The 17679-nt window shown below is 64.0% G+C and carries 16 protein-coding genes; 8 read left to right on the top strand and 8 right to left on the bottom strand.

All coding sequences use genetic code 11. From position 1 onward, the window contains the following. Positions 1–64 precede the first annotated feature (64 nt). Positions 65–445, top strand: coding sequence for a DUF2750 domain-containing protein (locus DKK67_RS02635; RefSeq protein WP_111494130.1), 381 nt, complete (start codon positions 65–67; stop codon positions 443–445). Between the two features lie 151 nt (positions 446–596). Further along, positions 597–1145, top strand: a complete 549-nt coding sequence (locus tag DKK67_RS02630) for a TFIIB-type zinc ribbon-containing protein (protein WP_111496735.1) — start codon at positions 597–599, stop codon at positions 1143–1145. 64 nt (positions 1146–1209) lie between these two features. Here DKK67_RS02630 and DKK67_RS02625 read toward each other — a convergent pair whose 3' ends face one another. From DKK67_RS02625 to DKK67_RS02605, 5 genes are all read right to left on the bottom strand, one after another. Continuing rightward, complete coding sequence (locus tag DKK67_RS02625) at positions 1210–3309, bottom strand: WD40/YVTN/BNR-like repeat-containing protein (protein ID WP_162628725.1); 2100 nt, start codon at positions 3307–3309, stop codon at positions 1210–1212. A gap of 83 nt (positions 3310–3392) precedes the next feature. After that, entirely contained in the window at positions 3393–5009 is a 1617-nt protein-coding gene (locus DKK67_RS02620; RefSeq protein ID WP_111494126.1) for a toxin-antitoxin system YwqK family antitoxin, read from the bottom strand. A gap of 28 nt (positions 5010–5037) precedes the next feature. Then, on the bottom strand, positions 5038–7356 hold the full coding sequence (locus tag DKK67_RS02615; protein WP_111494124.1) for a hypothetical protein: 2319 nt from the start codon (positions 7354–7356) through the stop codon (positions 5038–5040). Positions 7357–7507: 151 nt separating this feature from the next. Further along, on the bottom strand, positions 7508–9142 hold the full coding sequence (gene groL, locus DKK67_RS02610; protein WP_111494122.1) for a chaperonin GroEL: 1635 nt from the start codon (positions 9140–9142) through the stop codon (positions 7508–7510). Beyond that, on the bottom strand, positions 9139–9453 hold the full coding sequence (locus DKK67_RS02605) for a co-chaperone GroES (protein WP_111494120.1): 315 nt from the start codon (positions 9451–9453) through the stop codon (positions 9139–9141). Before DKK67_RS02605 ends, groL begins: the two co-directional genes overlap by 4 nt. Positions 9454–9694: 241 nt before the next feature. Between DKK67_RS02605 and DKK67_RS02600 the strand changes: the two genes are divergently transcribed. From DKK67_RS02600 to DKK67_RS02590, 3 genes are all read left to right on the top strand, one after another. Then, complete coding sequence (locus tag DKK67_RS02600; protein ID WP_111494118.1) at positions 9695–10291, top strand: hypothetical protein; 597 nt, start codon at positions 9695–9697, stop codon at positions 10289–10291. 39 nt (positions 10292–10330) lie between these two features. After that, on the top strand, positions 10331–11710 hold the full coding sequence (locus tag DKK67_RS02595) for an aminotransferase family protein (RefSeq protein ID WP_111494116.1): 1380 nt from the start codon (positions 10331–10333) through the stop codon (positions 11708–11710). A 137-nt stretch (positions 11711–11847) separates the two neighbouring features. Then, positions 11848–12477 carry a hypothetical protein gene (locus DKK67_RS02590; protein ID WP_111494114.1) on the top strand — a complete coding sequence of 210 codons (630 nt, stop codon included), beginning with the start codon at positions 11848–11850 and terminating at the stop codon, positions 12475–12477. A gap of 64 nt (positions 12478–12541) precedes the next feature. On the opposite strand, the gene DKK67_RS02585 is transcribed toward DKK67_RS02590, so the two are convergent. Next, positions 12542–13564: an alpha/beta fold hydrolase gene (locus DKK67_RS02585; RefSeq protein WP_111494112.1), complete on the bottom strand. Its 1023-nt coding sequence runs from the start codon at positions 13562–13564 to the stop codon at positions 12542–12544. A gap of 303 nt (positions 13565–13867) precedes the next feature. Here DKK67_RS02585 and DKK67_RS02580 point away from each other — a divergent pair, with 303 nt between their 5' ends. From DKK67_RS02580 to DKK67_RS02570, 3 genes are all read left to right on the top strand, one after another. Further along, a complete protein-coding gene (locus DKK67_RS02580) occupies positions 13868–14398 on the top strand; it encodes a GNAT family N-acetyltransferase (protein ID WP_162628724.1) in 531 nt (176 codons plus the stop codon). Positions 14399–14440: 42 nt separating this feature from the next. Further along, the gene (locus DKK67_RS02575) at positions 14441–14791 is read left to right on the top strand and encodes a hypothetical protein (RefSeq protein WP_111494108.1); all 351 of its coding nucleotides are present in this window, start codon (positions 14441–14443) and stop codon (positions 14789–14791) included. A gap of 91 nt (positions 14792–14882) precedes the next feature. Further along, positions 14883–15671 (top strand): NPP1 family protein, encoded by a 789-nt coding sequence (locus DKK67_RS02570; RefSeq protein WP_111494106.1) that lies wholly within the window; start codon positions 14883–14885, stop codon positions 15669–15671. A 37-nt stretch (positions 15672–15708) separates the two neighbouring features. Here DKK67_RS02570 and DKK67_RS02565 read toward each other — a convergent pair whose 3' ends face one another. Next, complete coding sequence (locus tag DKK67_RS02565; RefSeq protein ID WP_111494104.1) at positions 15709–16290, bottom strand: MSMEG_1061 family FMN-dependent PPOX-type flavoprotein; 582 nt, start codon at positions 16288–16290, stop codon at positions 15709–15711. 79 nt (positions 16291–16369) lie between these two features. Continuing rightward, positions 16370–17656, bottom strand: coding sequence for an MgtC/SapB family protein (locus DKK67_RS02560; protein ID WP_111494102.1), 1287 nt, complete (start codon positions 17654–17656; stop codon positions 16370–16372). Positions 17657–17679 lie beyond the last annotated feature (23 nt).

Here is a 17679-nt window from a genome sequence, read left to right as displayed (position 1 = left end):
CCGGCGCCCCCGTGCCGTGGTATATTACGTCACGCACCGACCCGACCGACGAGAGAGTCTCCCCATGAATCAAGAACCCCGACAGACCATCCTCGAACTCGACGGCGAGGAACGTTTCGACTACTTCCTCGACACCGTCATGGAAGAGCGGGAAATCTGGATCCTCGTCAACGGCGACAACCAGTTCCTGAAAATCGTGTCCGACGAGGACGGCGTCGCCTACCTGCCGGTCTGGCCGAGCGAAGCCTTTGCCGCCGACTATGCCGCGGGTTCCGACGGACTTGTCCCGAAAAGCCTGTCCCTGCCTGAATTTTTCAGGAAATGGGTCCCCGGTCTGACCCGGGACGGCCTGGAGATCGGCGTGTTTCCGGGCAACGACGGCACCCTGTGGATTGCCGAGCCGGAGGATGTGAAGAAAGACCTGCAGGATGAGATGAGCTTTTGACTCGCCCCCTGTCCGGGACCGATCCATAACAAATGTTTACAGGGTCGGCCGGGCGGGCAGCGCAGCCTTTGGATAGCATGAATACCGGCGGCGCGCGACGCCGCCACCGAACCTGCCAAGGACGATGAGCCGCAACAACAAGGAACCCGCCATGAACTGCACAAGCTGCAAACAGGGCAAACTGATCCCGAACTTTCTGGAGCCCCAACTGAGAGCCCGCGCCTGCAATCACTGCGGCGGCGACTGGCTGCTGGTCGAGGATTACGTGGCCTGGAAGGAAAACAATCCGGAGTTCACGGTCGCTGAGCACGCCGACTTCGAGATTGAAGATACCCAGCACGCGCTGCTGTGCCCGGCCACCGGCGCCATCATGCACAAGTACCACATCGCCAACGACAGCGACCACAAGCTGGACTACAGCCCCAGGGTTGGTGGTATCTGGATGGACAAGGGCGAGTGGACCTACCTCAAACTGGCCAACCTGGCCGGCTCCCTGAACCGGATTTTCACCGACCAGTGGCAGCAGGCCATTCGCACGCAAAGCGCCCGGGAAACCTTTGAGGACATCTATCAGGAGCGGTTTGGCGAAGACGACTACCGCAAGGCCCGCGACGTCCGTGAGTGGCTGCGCAATAACGCTAACAGGGCCGACCTGCGTGCTTACATCCTGGCCCAGGATCCCTACTCGGCGGTGCGCTGAAGCCCGGCTTCAGCACGCCCCCACAAAGTAGCCAATGGCCCGCCCGAAAGGCGGGCCCGTCCGCTCACGGCTGGGCGGGGAAAGCCGTGCGCTCCAGGGCGTACGCCTTGATCACCAGATCCTTCGGCGTCAGGCCGGAATCCGCACTCGCCAGCGTCTTGTCGATGGCATCAGCAAGCGCCGGGCGCAGGTCCCTGGAGCCGGGTTTCGGGTAGACCAGCATCACCACACTGGGGCATTCATCGTCCCCCCAGTGGCCGTAGGATGCCGAGCTGTAACGCGGCGTGGCGCCCGGCGCGAACCACTTCCAGCTGCCCTCTTCCTCACTGGCGCGGATCCAGCTCGCCTGATCGGCAACAGACAATGTCGTCCCCGTGCCTTCAAGCGCCGATACCGGCGCCTGCAACGCCATGGCGGCGGACACGACCGGTCCACTCTCACAGCGCCGTATTTCAGGATCCAGAGTCACGCTGTACGCCTGAATAGCCGGCCCGTCGTTTGCTGAGGCAGCGTCCGCACTCTCGGGCTGCGGTTCCGCGTCAACGACTCGCAAACGGAAACGCTGCGCGCCGGTTACCTCGAAGGGCGCGTCGCTGGAGGCCAGGGCGTTCACCTGGCCGGCCAGCTCGACGGCGTTTTCCGGTGTCACCCGATCCCGGATATCGGTTTCGTCCACCACAAACGACGCGGTCGTGTAGTCCAGGCTGGTGTAAATCCCCTGGTAACCGCCCTCCTCGATGCGACGCACCAGCGCCAGGCGCTCAGGCTCGCCGAGTTCATCGTAGCGGGCGGTATCCGCCGTCACGTGCAGGATGCCTCGGCGATAGCGCCCAGCCATGAGGCGCATCTCCAGGCTCCCCGACCAGACCGACTGAGCCCTGGAGGGACGGATATCCAGTCGTTGTGCCAGGTCTTCCTGGAACGACGCCACCTGCTGGTAGATCCCCGGCGTCAGCAGATCCGACGCCGACGTCCTGTCCTCATCGGAGGACCGCATGGCCAGTTGCCACTGAAACCAGCGCACCTCGGATGCCTGTTCCCGGGGCCGCCCCCAGTAGCTCGGTCGATGCGCCTCCAGGCTCAGCAGATGACCGGTCAGCGGCATGGCCCGGAGCTGCCGCTTGCGGAACTGGCCGACACTGCCGGCCTCCTGGCCAACGAACTCATAGCCCTCGGTCGTGCGGCGCCCCAGCCCGGCGCGGCCGGCCAGCAAGAGCGTCCCGTCAGCCAGCCGGTCCGTTGCCAGAATGGCCCCCCGGGGCAGGTCCGGATCCGCATAAAAGGCCTTGGCACCGGCCATCCGGCGCATGATGACGCCGCGATTTCCCGCCAGTGCGACGGTGCCATCCCCGGTGACAAAGCCGCTGTAGAAATCGGCTTCGCTGGTCACTTCGAGCTTCTCCCAGTCATCGCTGTCGGCCAGCCGCTGGAAGACAACGCCCCCGGTGCCGTAGGCCATCAATGAGCCGTCGCCCAGCTCAAGCACCCCATACAGGGGTTCTCGGGACCAGCCCACGCTCTCAAGAGCCCACTCTCCCGTATCCGCCGAGCGACGGAGCAGGGAGCCGCCTGCCGTGGTAATGACAATGTCGCCCGAGCTGAGTTGATGCAGTCTGTAGAAGTGGCCATCGGACTGGCGGTACGTCAACGGGACCTCCGCCCACTGATCGCCTCCATCGGTGGTTGTCAGCAGGGTGCCTTCGGACCCGGCGATGTACCCCGTGTCGGGCGACGTAAACAGCACGTCGAACGCCACGAAGCCCTCGGGCAGCTCAGCCGATACGGTGACCGGTTTCCAGTTCAGGCCGGCGTCGCTGGACCGCAGAATGGTTCCCTGATGGCCCGCAGCCCAGACCGTTTGCGGGTCAGCGAAGGTAACCGCGGCGAGCGTCGACTCGGTCGGGGTGGCCACAGCCTGCCAGGTCTTGCCCTGATCGGTGGAGCGCCGGACCTGTCCGGCCTCGCCCACGGCCACCACCACGCCGCCGGCATCATCGATGTCGAAGAACATGTACGCCTGCGCCCCGTCGACGCCGGCACGCAGGCGCTCCTGAAACGTCAATTGGGGCCGGTTGGCGTCAACGTAGGCCCGGTAGCCCAGTCCGCCGATCAGCGCGGCGACGAGCAGGGCCAGTAATGCGGTCATCCAGATTCTTGATTTCATGAAAAGCACGTCTTCCTGATGCATGAGCCATGCGCCCGCCCGGGCTGCACGGCCAGTCCCTGTTTGCAGTGATGCCGTGGGCCTCAGAAGAGGCTCGACGACCGGCCCCTGTCTTCGCGCGTCATCTCGGTGACGAGGTCGCCCTGACGGTAGACCTTGCGGCTGGCGATGGCGCCGTCGTAGCTGGTCTGCAGCCACTCACCGTCCGGCGTCCCGTTGCTGTAGGACTCTTTCTTTTCCATCCGGCCATCGCGGCTGAAGGAGTAAAGGGCTCCGTCCGGCTCGCCGTTGACGTAATGGCCTTTCTCGATCAGGCGGCCATCGTCGGTGTAGGCCCGGAAGTCACCATGCCGCTCGCCTTGCCTGAATCCCGCCACCACGCGACGACCGTAACCGCTGACGATATCCACGTTCCCATCCAGCTCGCCGTCGACGTAATTCGCGTGCTGGACCCGCTTGCCGTCGGCGTCATAGACCGCGTAAGCACCGTGCTTCACGCCCATGCGGTAGTGGGTCTCGACTCGGGAGCCGTCAGCCCGCTCATCCACCCAGAGGCCATTTTTCCTGTCATGGACGTAGTGACCCTCCGTGGTCGCGCCATTACTGGACATTTCCCGATACGCTCCATGCAACTCGCTGTCGACGTAATGAGCGCGGATATGGCCGTAACCGTCGCGCAGGTATAGCCCCTGGCGCCCGTTCTCATCCCGCTCGGAACGTTCGACGAGCTCGCCCGCCTCGTCGTACTTTTCCGTCAGGCGATAATCGTCCCGCTCCACCCGTCGATAGGTAAGACGGCCCTGGTCGTCGTACTGCAGATCCGTTTCGGCCAGTTCGTCTCCGCGCTCATTGCGTTTGGTGTCGATCAGGCGAGTGCGCACGCCCTGCTCGTTGTAGAAGGCATGCTCCCCCACCGGCAGCGACCGCTCACCGGCGACCCAGATTTCCTTGAGCACGCCGTTGGCGTGATACTCCTTCTGGACGCCCCGCTTGAGGCCGTCGACGTACTGATACACCCGGCGCTTACGGCCATCCTTCAAGCTGACCTCTTCGCCATTGGCCTTGTTGTTCCGATACATCTTGCGGAACACCGGCTCACCCGCCTCGTAACGAACCAGCAGCCCTTCACGCTGGCCATCCTGGTAATGGGTTTCCTGGACAAGCCGACCCTGCTCATACTCCTTGACCACGCCGTCATAGCCGCCATTGCGGTAGGTGTACTCCCGGGTGACCCGGCCCTGCTCGTCAAACTCCTGGTAGTCACCGTCCTGCAGGACGCCATCCACGTAGGTTCTGTCGTACTGGACCTGACCGTTCTGGTAGTAGGCGGCGAAGCGTCCGTCCTGGACGGAGTGACGATGCCCGCAGCCGCAGTCCTGCTGCTGCGGCTTGTAGCGACCGGACGCCCCCGGTGAGCCATCGTCGTAGTAGGTCTGGAATGCACCGATCAGCGCCCGGTTGGTCCACTCGGGATCGGGCGCAAAGCCCTCCATGGCCAGTGCGCCGTTGGCGTGATACATCGCCACGGTGTATTTCTCACCGTCCGCCGCTTTTTCCAGCGGCAGCGTGATGTAGTAGACCTGCCGGTCATTGGGATCGGCCGGGTCGTAGAAGTCTTCGGATGCATTGAGCCAGACCCGCTGGCCGGCCAAGGCCGGCAGCGCAAAGGCCAATGTCAGAAGCAGAAGCAGTAATCGCATGATTGCGTCCTTTCCATCATGTTCGGGGTTACGGCAGAGGTTCGAAAGTTGCCTGGAGGGTACGGCTTTCGCTGGCCCGGACCTGCGGCAGGGTCAGGGTCTTAACCTCCCCCCAGAAACGCAGCTGCCCAGCTTCGACCGGCTCCAACGGCTGCAGCGCCTCGCCATTGGCATTGCGCCCCACCGGCGCGACCCGCACCCCGGACATCCTCGCAATGCGATCAAACTGGCGGCTTGCCGCGTTGGTGAGCTTGACGGTGCTGGGACCAACACGCTCGATCAGATCGCTTCCATCGACGTCGAGTGTCGCCATCTCGATCCGCGTCACGCAGCGAAGACTGACTTCCACAGACAGGTCATAGAAGAACAGCAGACCGTTGTCCGTGGTCAGTTGGAGGTTCGGGCCATAGCCGCGCCGATCCAGTGACAGGGTGTGACCGCGATAACGATCGGGCGCTTCAACCCGAGCCTCACAGCGGGCGGGATCATCGCCAGGCACCTTCAGCATGAGCTGATGGCGGGCGACACCATCGATCGCAGCATCCTGCATGTCCAGCTCCGGGAACGCATGACCCGATACCTGTTCCTCGGGCACCGTGCGCTGCCCCACCACGGGGCCGCCACTCGAGATGAAACTGCCATTGCGGGCAATCCAGGTCTGGGATCGGGTTTCGTGCGGGGATCGCAACAGCCGAACCGAGGCGACCGGCGACGGCGCGTCGATGGTAATCAGCTTGTCACCGTGACGGGCGACCGGACTTTTCAGCCGCAGCGCGTCGACCATGTCCACCACCAGGTCTTCGTCCGCCTCGCGGTCGACAAACGCCGGCGAGGCTCGCAGTCGCTCGAGCACGGTATTGGACGACGTATACTGGAAGCTCGGGATATCCGTACCCGCGCCATCGACGGGAACCGCCGCCAGAAACGCCCAGTCCAGTACCGGGAAGCCGTCTGGGCGCGATACCCGCAGCACCACCTGGTTGGGCTGCCAGTTTTCCACGGCCACAGTCACGCCGTCGCCCAGTGACACGGCGGCATCGCTGGGTTTGAGGACCGCTTCGATGACCTTCCCGGGCACGTCGACCTCAACCTCCATCCTGATGCGATCAAGGGCCTGGAGCTGATCGTCGGCCAACGGATGAGCCAATAACGGCGCCGATGACTCCCCGGTGGACGACCAGCTTGAATAGACATGGCTCCGCAGATCGAAGCGCTCGTTCGGCGTGGCCTGATCGCTGACTGGCTCGCCATCGCTGTCCAGCAGACTCAGGGCCGTTACCCGCAGGGGCTCGACCATGTTCTGCAAAAGTAACTCCGACGGCACGTCCAGACCTCTCGCTTCGCCGTCCTCCGGCGGGAACCACATCAGTTCATGGTTCACCCGATCGAGCACGTCGTCAGGCGATTTGACATCGTAGGGGGGCAGGAAATAGCGACGGGCACCCTCATCACGCAGATCCATCGGGAAGCCCAGCAGTCCCGTGCGCACGAAGTGTTCGTATTCAAAGTCGGCCCGTGAAGACGGCTGGTCATCGCGGTTGAGCTCGATTCGCGTGTGTGCGTTGACCGGCTCCTCCATAAGATGCGTCCGTACAGAGAAATCGAGCGTGGCCTGCAAAGGCCAGCCGGAATGACGCTCGAAGACAATGTAACCAGCCGGCTCCGCCTTACCGCCTTCGGCCTGAGTGGTGGCGTTCACGGTAATGGCATCTTCTCCGACGTCAGCCACGGTGAACGTCATGGCGGGTATGGCGACGCTGTCGGCGTTGCCGGTCACCGCCGGCGCCTGCCATTGCAAACCGGCCTTCAATGGCTGTTCCGGCAGTCCACCATGAACCAGCTCCATTTGCGCCATGCTCTGTTTCAGTTGAACAAGCGCATCGGCCGGAACCTCGCCCTTAATCGACTCGAAGGCCTCGGTGTCGACAAACTCCGTATCACGCGCGACACCGCGTTGATCAACAGTCTCCCGCAATCCGCTCTTCAGCAGGCGAACGAACGCTCCCCGACGACCCGAGTCATGATCGAAATCACTGGTATTCAGTACCTCACGCCCGTCATTCCGGAAGACCAGGGTTTCCAGTCCGGTCTCGACCACGAAAGTCTCCCCATTCCGCCCGGTCACGGTACTGCGGGACGAGGCGTCCAGCGTCATGTCACCGACAGGCAGACGCGCACCCGAGCGCTCCGGCGCCAGATCAAGCTGGTAATGAAGGCTGTAGGAGTGGGCTTCCCCGATGTCGGGGCTGAAGGTCAGTCTCTCGCGGCTTTGCCAATACACAAGCGCCCCCACGCCAACCGCTACGACAACGGCCAGCAGGACGCCAACGGACGTCTTCCTTGTCATCTTCCTGATTTCCTTATCGGTTCTGGATCCTTGGCGGGGACGAGTCTACACAAGCTGCCTGCCAAGGGGCAGGCGGGGGAAACCGAAACCTGGCGGCAACAACAAAAAAAGGGGCTCAGAGAGCCCCTTGAAAACTGTTTTGCGGCTGCGACTAGAAATCGTAGTCCGGCATCTCATGAGCACGGGATGCCTTTTTCTCCTCCTGGGCGTCGCTGACCATCGCTTCGGTGGTCAGCATCATGCCAGCCACGGACGCGGCGTTCTGCAGCGCGGTGCGGGTGACCTTGGCCGGGTCGAGGATGCCCATGGCGAGCATGTCGCCGTAGTCTTCGGTCTGGGCGTTGTAGCCCCAACTCACGCTGTCGTTGGCGCGCACTTTGTCCAGCACCACGCTGGCGTCCACGCCGGCGTTCACCACGATCTGGCGGAACGGCTCTTCCATGGCCCGCAGGGCGATGCGGATACCGGCCCTCTGGTCTTCGTTGACGGCGTTGAGTCCGGCCTTGCGCACCGCATCCGCGGCCCGGATCAGCGCGGTGCCTCCGCCCGGGACGATGCCTTCCTCCACGGCGGCTCGGGTGGCGTGCAGGGCGTCGTCCACAAGATCCTTTTTCTCCTTCATTTCCATTTCCGTGGCAGCCCCCACCTTGATCACCGCCACCCCGCCGGACAGCTTGGCCACGCGTTCCTGCAGCTTCTCCCGGTCATAGTCGGATTTGGAGGCCTCGATCTCCTTGCGGATCTGGGTCACGCGGGCCTCGATGTCCGGCTTGCTGCCGGCGCCGTCGACGATGATGGTGTGCTCCTTGGTGATCACCACGCGCTTGGCCGAGCCGAGCTGGTCCAACTGGACCTGTTCCAGCGACAGGCCGACGTCCTCGGAGATCACTTCACCGCCGGTGAGCGTGGCTATATCCTGCAGCATTGCCTTGCGCCGGTCGCCGAAGCCCGGCGCTTTCACCGCGGCGGTCTTGAGGATGCCACGCAGGTTGTTCACCACCAGCGTGGCCAGGGCTTCGCCCTCGACGTCTTCAGCGATCAGCAGCAGCGGTTTGCCCGCCTTGGCGACGGCTTCCAGGATCGGCAAGAGGTCGCGGATGTTGCCGATCTTCCTGTCGAACAGCAGCACGTAGGGGCTGTCCAGTTCCGCCTGCATACGGTCCTGGCTGGTGATGAAGTAGGGGGACAGGTAGCCACGGTCGAACTGCATGCCCTCCACCACGTCCAGCTCGTTGTCCAGGGATTTGCCCTCTTCCACCGTAATCACGCCACCGCGGCCGACCTGATCCATGGCCTTCGCCAGGATGTCGCCGATGGCGGTGTCCCAGTTGGCGGAGACCGTGGCCACCTGGCCGATGGCCTTGCTGTCGCTGCAGGGCCGGGCGAGCTGCTTGAGTTCCTCCACGGCCGCAACCGCGGCCAGGTCGATACCGCGTTTCAGATCCATCGGGTTCATGCCGGCGGCGACCGCCTTATGCCCTTCGCGCACGATGGCCTGGGCCAGCAGGGTCGCGGTGGTCGTGCCGTCGCCCGCCAGTTCGGCGGTTTTCGAGGCCACTTCCTTGACCATCTGGGCGCCCATGTTCTCGAACTTGTCCTTGAGCTGGATGTCCCTGGCCACCGACACGCCATCCTTGGTCACCCGGGGCGCGCCGTATCCCTTGTCGAGAATCACATTGCGACCTTTCGGCCCCATGGTGACCTTCACCGCGTCCGCCAGAGTGTTCACACCCGCCAGCATGCGCTCGCGGGCGCTTTGCGAAAATTTGATGGTTTTCGTGGTCATGCCGCGTGCTCCTGCGCCTGCGCGTCTTCAATCACAGCGAGAATGTCGGATTCGCGAACGACCAGGCAGGTGTCGTCGTCCAACGTGATCCCGGTTCCGGCGAACTTCGCAAACAGCACGCGGTCACCCACCTTGACGGTCATTGGCTGGCGTTCGCCATTGTCCAGCAACGCGCCCTCTCCCACGGCCAGCACTTCGCCCTGGGTGGGCTTCTCAGCCGACCTTTCCGGGATCAGTATCCCGCCTCGGCTGAGGGTTTCGGCTTCCAGTCGACGAACAACCACCCGGTCATAGAGCGGTCTGATCTGCATTGACTCTTCCTCCTGAACAGTGGCCCGTTCCAGGGCGGGCCAGCCCCTGAAAACAGCGTTGCCGGGATCGGCGCAATCGCCGCCCATCGAATCGCAAAATAGGTGCAGCGGAGCCGCTTTCAAGAGGCGACGACCAGGGATGTTTAAACCGTTTTTCTCTATCCGCCGTGTCGTTTATGCCTTGAATTGGCCATTGGCTGTTTTATAGTCAAAGAGAGGCCAACCGGCGGGAGGTGTCGATATGCGGGAACCGGCCGAACAAACCTTCGAGCGCACACTGGGAGACTACTTCCGGGAACGGCTGACCGATTGCGCCGACGCCCTGGAACCTCGTCCCGAGGAAGACACCCTCTGGTACGTGGGCTCGGTTCTGGCTCGCCTGGGCGATAGCCGCCAGTTGTTCAGCTACGAGGAGGGCCAGCTGGGCTTGCGTCCCCTGGCGCTGCTGTACAAGGACGCTCACGAAGCCGCCGCGGATCACGAGCGCTGCCTGATCCTGCGCCAACTGGGCGACCAGGCCCTGTTCATCGGCGCGCTGTTCCCGGAACGCTACGCCCGCAAGGGCTTCCGGCAGGATTATTTCGTAGGCATGGGCGGTGGCGCCTACGACTACCTGGCCGACAACGCCGCCAGCGGCCGCCATGTATTCGCCGAACTGTCGGAACGCTTCGCCGCCTTTCTCGATCTTGCCGCCCGCGCCTGTACCCGCCATCCGGGCCGCAGTGCCCGGGACGTGCTGACGCTTTACCGGCAATGGCTGACCTCCGGCGACGAGCGTCTGGCCAAGCAACTGCGGGCGCTGGGAATCAGCCTGGACGACGGCCGCCAACTGCACTGACCCGGCCGCCCCGCGACCGGCCCAACGGAGCATGGAACCATGACTACCTTCGATCAGGATGTCGAAGCTCTGAAAACCTGGGACAGGACCCACGTCTGGCACCACATGACGCCCGGGCAGGCCGCGGACTCGGGGCTGACGATGTTTGTCCGCGGCGAGGGGCTGACGCTCTGGGACAGTGACGGCAAGGCCTACCTGGACGCCACATCCGGCGGCGTGTGGGTAACCAACGTCGGCTACGGCCGGCGCGAGATCGCCGACGCGGTCCACCAGCAACTCCTGGAGCTCAACTATTTCGCCGGCTCCATGGCCAGCAAACCTGCGTCGGCGTTCGCCGGACGGCTGCTGGACAAGATGCCGGGCATGAGCCGCGTCTACTATTCCAGCTCCGGCTCGGAGGCCAACGAGAAAGCCTTCAAGATGGTGCGACAGATCGCCCACAAGCACTACGGCGGTCGCAAGCACAAGATCCTCTATCGCGAGCGCGATTACCACGGCACCACCCTGGCCGCTCTCAGCGCCACCGGTCAGCTGGAACGCCGCGAACACTTCGGCCCCTTCGTGCCGGGCTTCGTGGAGTTCCCCCACTGCTGCGAGTACCGCAATCCCTACGGCGAGGTCGAGGACTTTGGGGCGCGGGCCGCCCAGGCCCTGGAAGACGTCATCCTGCGGGAGGGGCCGGATACAGTGGGCGCGGTGATCATCGAGCCCATCACCGCCGGCGGCGGCGTCATTCCCCCGCCGGCCGGCTACCTGCAGGCCGTGCGTGATATCTGCGACCGCCACGGCGTCCTGCTGATCCTGGACGAGGTGGTCTGCGGCATGGGCCGTACCGGCGCCTGGTTCGGTTACCAGCACGACGGCATCACGCCAGACATCGTCACCATGGCCAAGGGCGTGGCGTCCGGCTACGCGGCGATTTCCTGCACGGTCACCACCGAGCGCGTCTACGAGCTGTTGCGGGAAGCCGAAGGCGATCACCTGGGCTACTTCCGCGACATTTCCACTTTTGGCGGCTGCCTCGCCTCCCAGGCCGCCGCCCTGGCCAACCTGTCGATCATCGAACGCGAGGGGCTGGTGGAGAACAGCGCCCGCCGGGGCGAACGGCTGATGGCCGGATTCCTGGACCTGGCCGGCCGCTATCCGTTGATTGGCGACGTGCGCGGCAAGGGGCTGTTCCAGGGCATCGAGCTGGTGTCGGACCGGCACTCCAGGCAACCGGTGGACGAAGCCATCCCCATGGCGATTGTCGCCAGCTGCAAGGCGCACGGCCTGCTGATCGGCCGCACCAACCGCTGCGTGCCCGGCTTCAACAACGTGCTGAACTTCAGCCCGGCCCTGACGGCTTCGGAGCAGGAGATCGACACCATCGTCGAGCGCCTGGACCGGGCCCTGCACGACGTCACATCGAGTCTGTAGGCTCCCCGGGCATCCCTCCCGCAGGGCACCTATACTGAATTTGCTGACGCTTCATGACTCCCGCCGTGTCGCCGTTCTGCCTGTCAGCGAATGGACGCCCCAGACCGCCAATGGATCCTTATAACGGGAGACTCACCATGCCCAGCCACACCCTTCGAGCGACGCGGGGCGCCACGGTCGCCTGCACTGCCATACTGCTCGCGGCCTGCGCCGGCACGCCGGACGAACCGCCCAAACCCATGACCGCCGACGTGGAAGAATCGGTCGTCACCGAGCCAGGCGTACCCGGCGGCATACAACGCCGAACGGCCCGCATCAGCGCGACCGTGAAAGCCATCGATTACAGCGAACGCAGCGTCACCCTGGTGGATGACAACGGGGGAGAAAAGACCATCACCATCGGCCCGGAAGCGGTGAACTTCAATCAGGTGGAAAAAGGCGACCAGGTCAACGTGGAGTATGCCGAGGAAACCGTGGTCTTCCTGCGCGAGCTGGGCGAGATGGCCAACGACGGCGCCGCCGGCCTTGCCACCCGTGCCGAGGAAGGCGGGACACCAGCCGGCTTCGCCGGCGCGACCACCGAGATTACCGCGCTGGTCACCGGTGTCGACCTGGCCAACCACACCGCCACGCTGATGTTTCCGGATGGCACGGAGGCCGAGGTTCCCGTGCGCCCGGATGTGGCGCTGAGCGACGATCAGGTGGGTCGGGAAGTGGTGATCCGGACGACCGCGGCGGTGGCCCTGTCGGTGGAAAAACAGGAATAAGCCGATTTTTCGGGCGCCCGGACGGTCTGCTTCCCCGGTAGACCGTCCGGGCATTCATGCGGCGTTAATGCGTCGTATCCACCTCGGCCAGGCCTTCCAGCAGCGCTTCGTGGAACAGGTCCGGCTTCTGGATGTGCGGCGAGTGCCCCAGGTCCGGCCACTCCACCAGGGTCGCATCCGGAATGCGTTCGGCCGCCCGCTCGCCCAGTACCTCATAGCGCCCCAGGGTCTGGCGGACCGCATCGGACGCGCGCCCCTTACCGATCGCGGTGTTGTCTTTCTCGCCGATCAGCAACAGCGTCGGCACCTGGATCCGGTCGAACTCGTGCACCACCGGCTGGGTAAACACCATGTCGGAGGTCAGGGTCTGGTTCCAGGCGACGCGGTCGCCGTCCTCGCCGGCGTACATCCCCGCCAGCATATTGACCCAGCGATCGTAGCCCGGCTCCCAGTGGCCGACGTAATAGGTGGAACGCTGATAGTTGCGGATGCCCTCGGCGTCTTTCTTCTTCTCCGCCGCATAGCCCTCGTCGATGGGCTGGTAGGGCACGCCCTTGGCCTTCCAGTCCTCCAGGCCAATGGGGTTCACCATCACCAGCTGTTCGGTCTGCTCCGGATACATCAGGGCGTAACGGCTGGCCAGCATACCGCCCATGGAGTGCCCCATGATGGTGACGTTGTCGATGTCGAGGCTGTCCAGCAGCGCGTGGGTGTTGGACGCCAGCTGGTGGAAGCTGAACTGGTAGGCCTCGGGTTTGGTGGATTTGCAGAAGCCGATCTGGTCGGGGGCGATCACCCGATAGCCGGCATCCGTCAGCCGCTCGATGGAGTCTTCCCAGGTGGCGGCGCAAAAGTTCTTGCCATGCAGCAGTACCACGGTGCGGCCGTTCGGGTCCTCCGCCGCAACATCCTGGTAGGCCATCTGCAGATCCTGGCGCTGGGAGGTGAACTGGAACCGTTTCACCGGATAGGGATACTCAAAGCCTTCCAGCTCACCGCCATATTCGGGCGTTTCCGTGGTTTCGGCAGCCGCCGGCATGGCGGCTCCCAGCACCAGCGCACCCAGCGAGGCGTTGACTCGTGACATCAGGGATCCGGAAAGGCGTTTATGCGAGGAGGAGGCGCTACGGTTAACGTTCATCGGCTTATCCTTCAGCTGAGAAATATGTTGTTCCGGCACCGGGATAGCCATTTCAGGCTCACCTCACGTCCGCCGGACCACGCAAGCAGTCGTTGTGACACGCATCTTTTTGACTTGTTCCATTTGGCTTTCCGCGCCAGCCCCGATAACGTTGAAAGAGACGGTCCTGCCCCGAATGGAGCCTACGGCCACCTCGGGAATGATCGTCGTCGCGGACGAATGACTTCCTCACCCCTTTCGCGAGCGCCCATGCGTATCGAATCCGCCACCCTGAACGATTGCCACGCCATCGCGGCCGTCCATGTCGAGACCTGGCAGGTGGCCTATCAGGCGTTTCTACCTGCCGCCTACCTCGCGTCCCTGTCCGTCGAGAAGCGGGCCGGCCAGTGGCAGGATTTCCTGACCCGTTTTCCCGGGCAACTGCTGGTGGCCCGCCGAGACGCGCGGATCCTGGGGTTCATTGCCTATGGCCCCTGCCGGGATCAGGGCGCACCCGGCGACCGCGCCGAGATCTGGTCGATCTATGTCCACCCCGGCGCCTGGTCGTCCGGCGCCGGTCGACGGCTGTGGCTGGCGGCCCTCAAGCGGCTGCGGGGCAGTGGCTACCGCTCGGTCAGTCTGTGGGTGATTGCCGGCAATGAACGGGCGATCCGGTTCTATTCCCGGGCGGGTTTCGTGGCGGAACCGGCAACGCGTGGCACCTTCGAGATTGACGGAACCACTCTGGAAGACATCCGCTACGTCTACCGGATCAATGGTGACCTCACTCTCGATCGGTGAGCGGTTCTGTTACCCTGCCGGCTGCCGTTAAAGGAGAGTGCAATGTCCGAAGCCGCCCTGAAATCCCTGTCCGATATGGCCAGCGAGGCCCACGCCCGCATCCAGCAGGCGTACCAGACCATCAACCCGGTGGTGGGCGTGCGTCGCGGTATGCGCGAGATGGGCATTCCCGCCGACGCCATGACCATCGACTGCCTGCGCACCCGCCGGCGCATCAACCTCATCCTCCACGATGAAAAGCCGGGGCTGCTGCTCTACCAGTTCTCCACCCTGGAGGAGGAAGCCGGTAACGAGTTCGAGCACATGCCGTTCACGGACGTGACGGTGGATACCCTGTTCGACTGGATGCGTACCTATTTCTCCGAGGACGTGCCGGACAGTCCGACCCACTGATCGGATGCCATCCGCCTGAAACCGGATCGTTACACGCCATTGCTACCCTTCTTCGTGGGATTGATCGCCATATCACGGAGGAGGCTTGACCATGTCATCGATTCGCTTTGGGTTCCTGGTACCCGCCCTGGCTCTGTCACCGCTCGCATCGGCGGATAGCTTCATCGCCCTCGACCAGGCGCTGCCCGGCGGGGCGGATGCCGCCCGCATCGCCCCGGTGTTCGATTTCGATACCGACGGCTGCCTGCCCAGCGCCGGCATCAGCCGCAGTGGGGCGCAAAACGGTGGCCTGAATCCATCCGGCAGCCTGACCGGCGGCTGCCGCGACAACAACTTCCTGGATACCTCGAACACCCTGCACCGCTATGCTTGCATCACCAGTGGCGGCTCGGAGTACTGCGGGCATTTCTTCAGCCTGTATTTCCTCAAGGACCAGATCCTCGCCGGCATCCAGAGCGGCCATCGCCACGACTGGGAGCATGCCGCGGTCTGGACCACCAACGGCGTCGTCACCCACGGCAGCTACAGCGCCCACGGCGACATGACCACCGACGCCATTGCCAACCTGCCGCAACAGAACGGGCACCTGAAGATCGTCTATCACAAGGACGGCGTGGCCACCCACGCACTGCGCTTCGCCAAGACCGACGAAGCGGCGGAGAATCCCTACGGTTCGTTCGTCACTCCGGTGATCACCAGTTGGTACACCATGACCGGCGACGGCGTTGCCAACGCAACCCTGCGCAACAACCTGAACAGCTTCGACTACGGCTCAGCCAGCGTGCCGATGCGGGACGACAATTTCCTGGGCAACCTCAATGAGGCAAGACCGGGCGGTTATCCCGCGTTTACCGCAGCCAGCGTCCAACAAACACAGTAACCAGGGAGGGAGCGCGCGGCCGCTCCCGTCTCCCCGTCTATTCCGGTTCGTTGGCGCGATCGGCGGCGATCTGGTCGTTGATCATTTCCAGCATGCCCGGGAACATCGAACGGTCTTCATGGGTCGCTTGGTCCCACAGTCCGGATTTGAGGAAGGCCCGGGCGCAGTGCAGGAACACTTCCTTCACGGTCACCTCGATGCAGGCCTTGGCCGGATTGCCGGCGCCGTCCACGGCAGGGAAGTGGCGGAGATGCTCATCGGCCACGGAGATGCGGGCGGTTCCGTTGACCCGCACGGTTTCGTTGATGCCGGGAATCATGAAGATGCAGCCGATGTCGCCGGTATCGAGAATGTTCACCAGGCTGTCGAGTCGTTTGTTACCGGCCGCATCAGGGATCAGCATGGTGTTGTTGTCCAGCACCCGGACAAATCCCGGCTCGCCGCCCCGGGGCGAGCAATCCATGGCGTCGGAACGGTCGCGGGAGGCAATGACCAGGAACGGCGCGCGCTCGATGAAGCGAATGCTGTGCTTTTCCAGCGTCCCAATCTGCTTCTGGACCGCTTTTTCCTTGGGGAAGCCGTAAAGCTCCCTGAGCTGCTGTTCCGACTCGATGTACATGCTGTTCTCCGGACCACGGGATGCGGTTGCGAGCATACCAGATCGAGCCGCCCAAGGGGCGCGCCGGACCTCACGAGCCTCACCCCCGAAACACCAGGGCCGCCACCAGCCCCAGCAGCAACGACATCAACATGGGCAGCCCCACCCTGAGCGCCAGCGCCCGCGTACCGATCAGCGCGGCCATTGCGGACTTCACCAGATTGTTCACCGCCGAGGCCAGAACAATGCCAATCACCGCCGTCTGCGCCGTGATCGACGACTGCGACATCCGCGTCAGCGACAGCGTGATGGCGTCCACGTCCGCCACACCCGAGGTCGCCGCGAGCAGGTACACACCGGCATCGCCAAACCAGTCCTGCAGCCAGGTGCCGACCAGCAGGATCGCCGTCAGCAGAGCGCCAAAGAACAGCGCCGACTTGAGATCAAGCGGGTTCATGTGCAATTCGGGCTGATCCACGGTCAGGCGCTGGCGGTTGCGCACCCAGATCACCGCGGCCGGCACATACAGCGAGATCGCCATCACCGCCACCGGCAGCGTCAGGCTGGCCAACAGTGCCGGACTGATCACCAGACAGTAGATCAGGATTCGGGGGAACATGGTGCCGCAGGCGATGAGTATGCCCGACGCCAGCTGCGGCGAGAGGGAGGCATTGTCCCGCGACTGGCGGGAAAAATGCAGGGTCAGTGCCGTGGACAAACTCAGCCCCGCAAACAGGCTGGTGAACAGGATTCCCCGGCCGGTGCCGGCGACCCGCACCGCGAAGTACCCCACGAAGGAGATGGAGGCGATCAGCACCACCATCCACCAGATTTCGTATGGGTTGAGCGCCCCGCCCGGCCCCATGGAGCGGTTGGGCAGCAGCGGCAGCATCACCACGCTGATCAGCAGGAGCTTGAGCGCCGCGTCCAGTTCGCTGGCCTGGAGCTTGAGCAGCAGGTCGTGGATCTCCCGCTTGTTGTCCAGCACCAGCGCGGTGACTACCGCCGAAGCCGTCGCCAGGGTCACGTCCACCGCCACCGCCATCCCGCCAAAACAGAAGGTGAGCAACAGGCCCACCAGGCCGGTGATGCTGTAATCCGGATGGCTCTGGTTACGCCGCCAGTAAGCCACCGCGCACAAGCCGGACACGCTCAGGAAAACCACCGGGAAAATCCACGATGACAGTGCCTCCGACAGCAACGCCGCGATGCCGCCGAGCAGGCCGGTCAGCGCGAAGGTGCGGATACCGGCCACACGCTGGCCGGCGTCCTTGTCCCGCGCACTCCAGCCCCGCTCCAGGCCCACCAGCATGCCCAGCATTAGCGCCACCAACAGGTGCACGGCGGTGATGTTGTCGGAGAGAAACTGGCTGGCCACCTGCTCCATGGTCGAAACCTCTCCAGTCGGGA

The sequence above is a fragment of the Marinobacter bohaiensis genome (assembly GCF_003258515.1).
In the GTDB taxonomy this organism is placed as follows: domain Bacteria; phylum Pseudomonadota; class Gammaproteobacteria; order Pseudomonadales; family Oleiphilaceae; genus Marinobacter_A; species Marinobacter_A bohaiensis.
The sequence above is the reverse complement of the archived record's forward strand: the minus strand, read 5'-3'. Positions and strand labels throughout refer to the sequence as shown.

What these genes read in the sequence shown, in the direction of transcription:
- DKK67_RS02615 (WP_111494124.1), bottom strand. Translation starts at nt 7,356, where the DNA reads ATGACAAGGAAGACGTCCGTTGGCGTCCTGCTGGCCGTTGTCGTAGCG.
- DKK67_RS02590 (WP_111494114.1), top strand. Translation starts at nt 11,848, where the DNA reads ATGCCCAGCCACACCCTTCGAGCGACGCGGGGCGCCACGGTCGCCTGC.
- DKK67_RS02620 (WP_111494126.1), bottom strand. Translation starts at nt 5,009, where the DNA reads ATGCGATTACTGCTTCTGCTTCTGACATTGGCCTTTGCGCTGCCGGCC.
- DKK67_RS02565 (WP_111494104.1), bottom strand. Translation starts at nt 16,290, where the DNA reads ATGTACATCGAGTCGGAACAGCAGCTCAGGGAGCTTTACGGCTTCCCC.
- DKK67_RS02580 (WP_162628724.1), top strand. Translation starts at nt 13,868, where the DNA reads ATGCGTATCGAATCCGCCACCCTGAACGATTGCCACGCCATCGCGGCC.
- DKK67_RS02570 (WP_111494106.1), top strand. Translation starts at nt 14,883, where the DNA reads ATGTCATCGATTCGCTTTGGGTTCCTGGTACCCGCCCTGGCTCTGTCA.
- DKK67_RS02575 (WP_111494108.1), top strand. Translation starts at nt 14,441, where the DNA reads ATGTCCGAAGCCGCCCTGAAATCCCTGTCCGATATGGCCAGCGAGGCC.
- DKK67_RS02605 (WP_111494120.1), bottom strand. Translation starts at nt 9,453, where the DNA reads ATGCAGATCAGACCGCTCTATGACCGGGTGGTTGTTCGTCGACTGGAA.
- DKK67_RS02600 (WP_111494118.1), top strand. Translation starts at nt 9,695, where the DNA reads ATGCGGGAACCGGCCGAACAAACCTTCGAGCGCACACTGGGAGACTAC.
- DKK67_RS02635 (WP_111494130.1), top strand. Translation starts at nt 65, where the DNA reads ATGAATCAAGAACCCCGACAGACCATCCTCGAACTCGACGGCGAGGAA.
- DKK67_RS02595 (WP_111494116.1), top strand. Translation starts at nt 10,331, where the DNA reads ATGACTACCTTCGATCAGGATGTCGAAGCTCTGAAAACCTGGGACAGG.
- DKK67_RS02625 (WP_162628725.1), bottom strand. Translation starts at nt 3,309, where the DNA reads ATGAAATCAAGAATCTGGATGACCGCATTACTGGCCCTGCTCGTCGCC.
- DKK67_RS02630 (WP_111496735.1), top strand. Translation starts at nt 597, where the DNA reads ATGAACTGCACAAGCTGCAAACAGGGCAAACTGATCCCGAACTTTCTG.
- DKK67_RS02560 (WP_111494102.1), bottom strand. Translation starts at nt 17,656, where the DNA reads ATGGAGCAGGTGGCCAGCCAGTTTCTCTCCGACAACATCACCGCCGTG.
- groL (WP_111494122.1), bottom strand. Translation starts at nt 9,142, where the DNA reads ATGACCACGAAAACCATCAAATTTTCGCAAAGCGCCCGCGAGCGCATG.
- DKK67_RS02585 (WP_111494112.1), bottom strand. Translation starts at nt 13,564, where the DNA reads ATGTCACGAGTCAACGCCTCGCTGGGTGCGCTGGTGCTGGGAGCCGCC.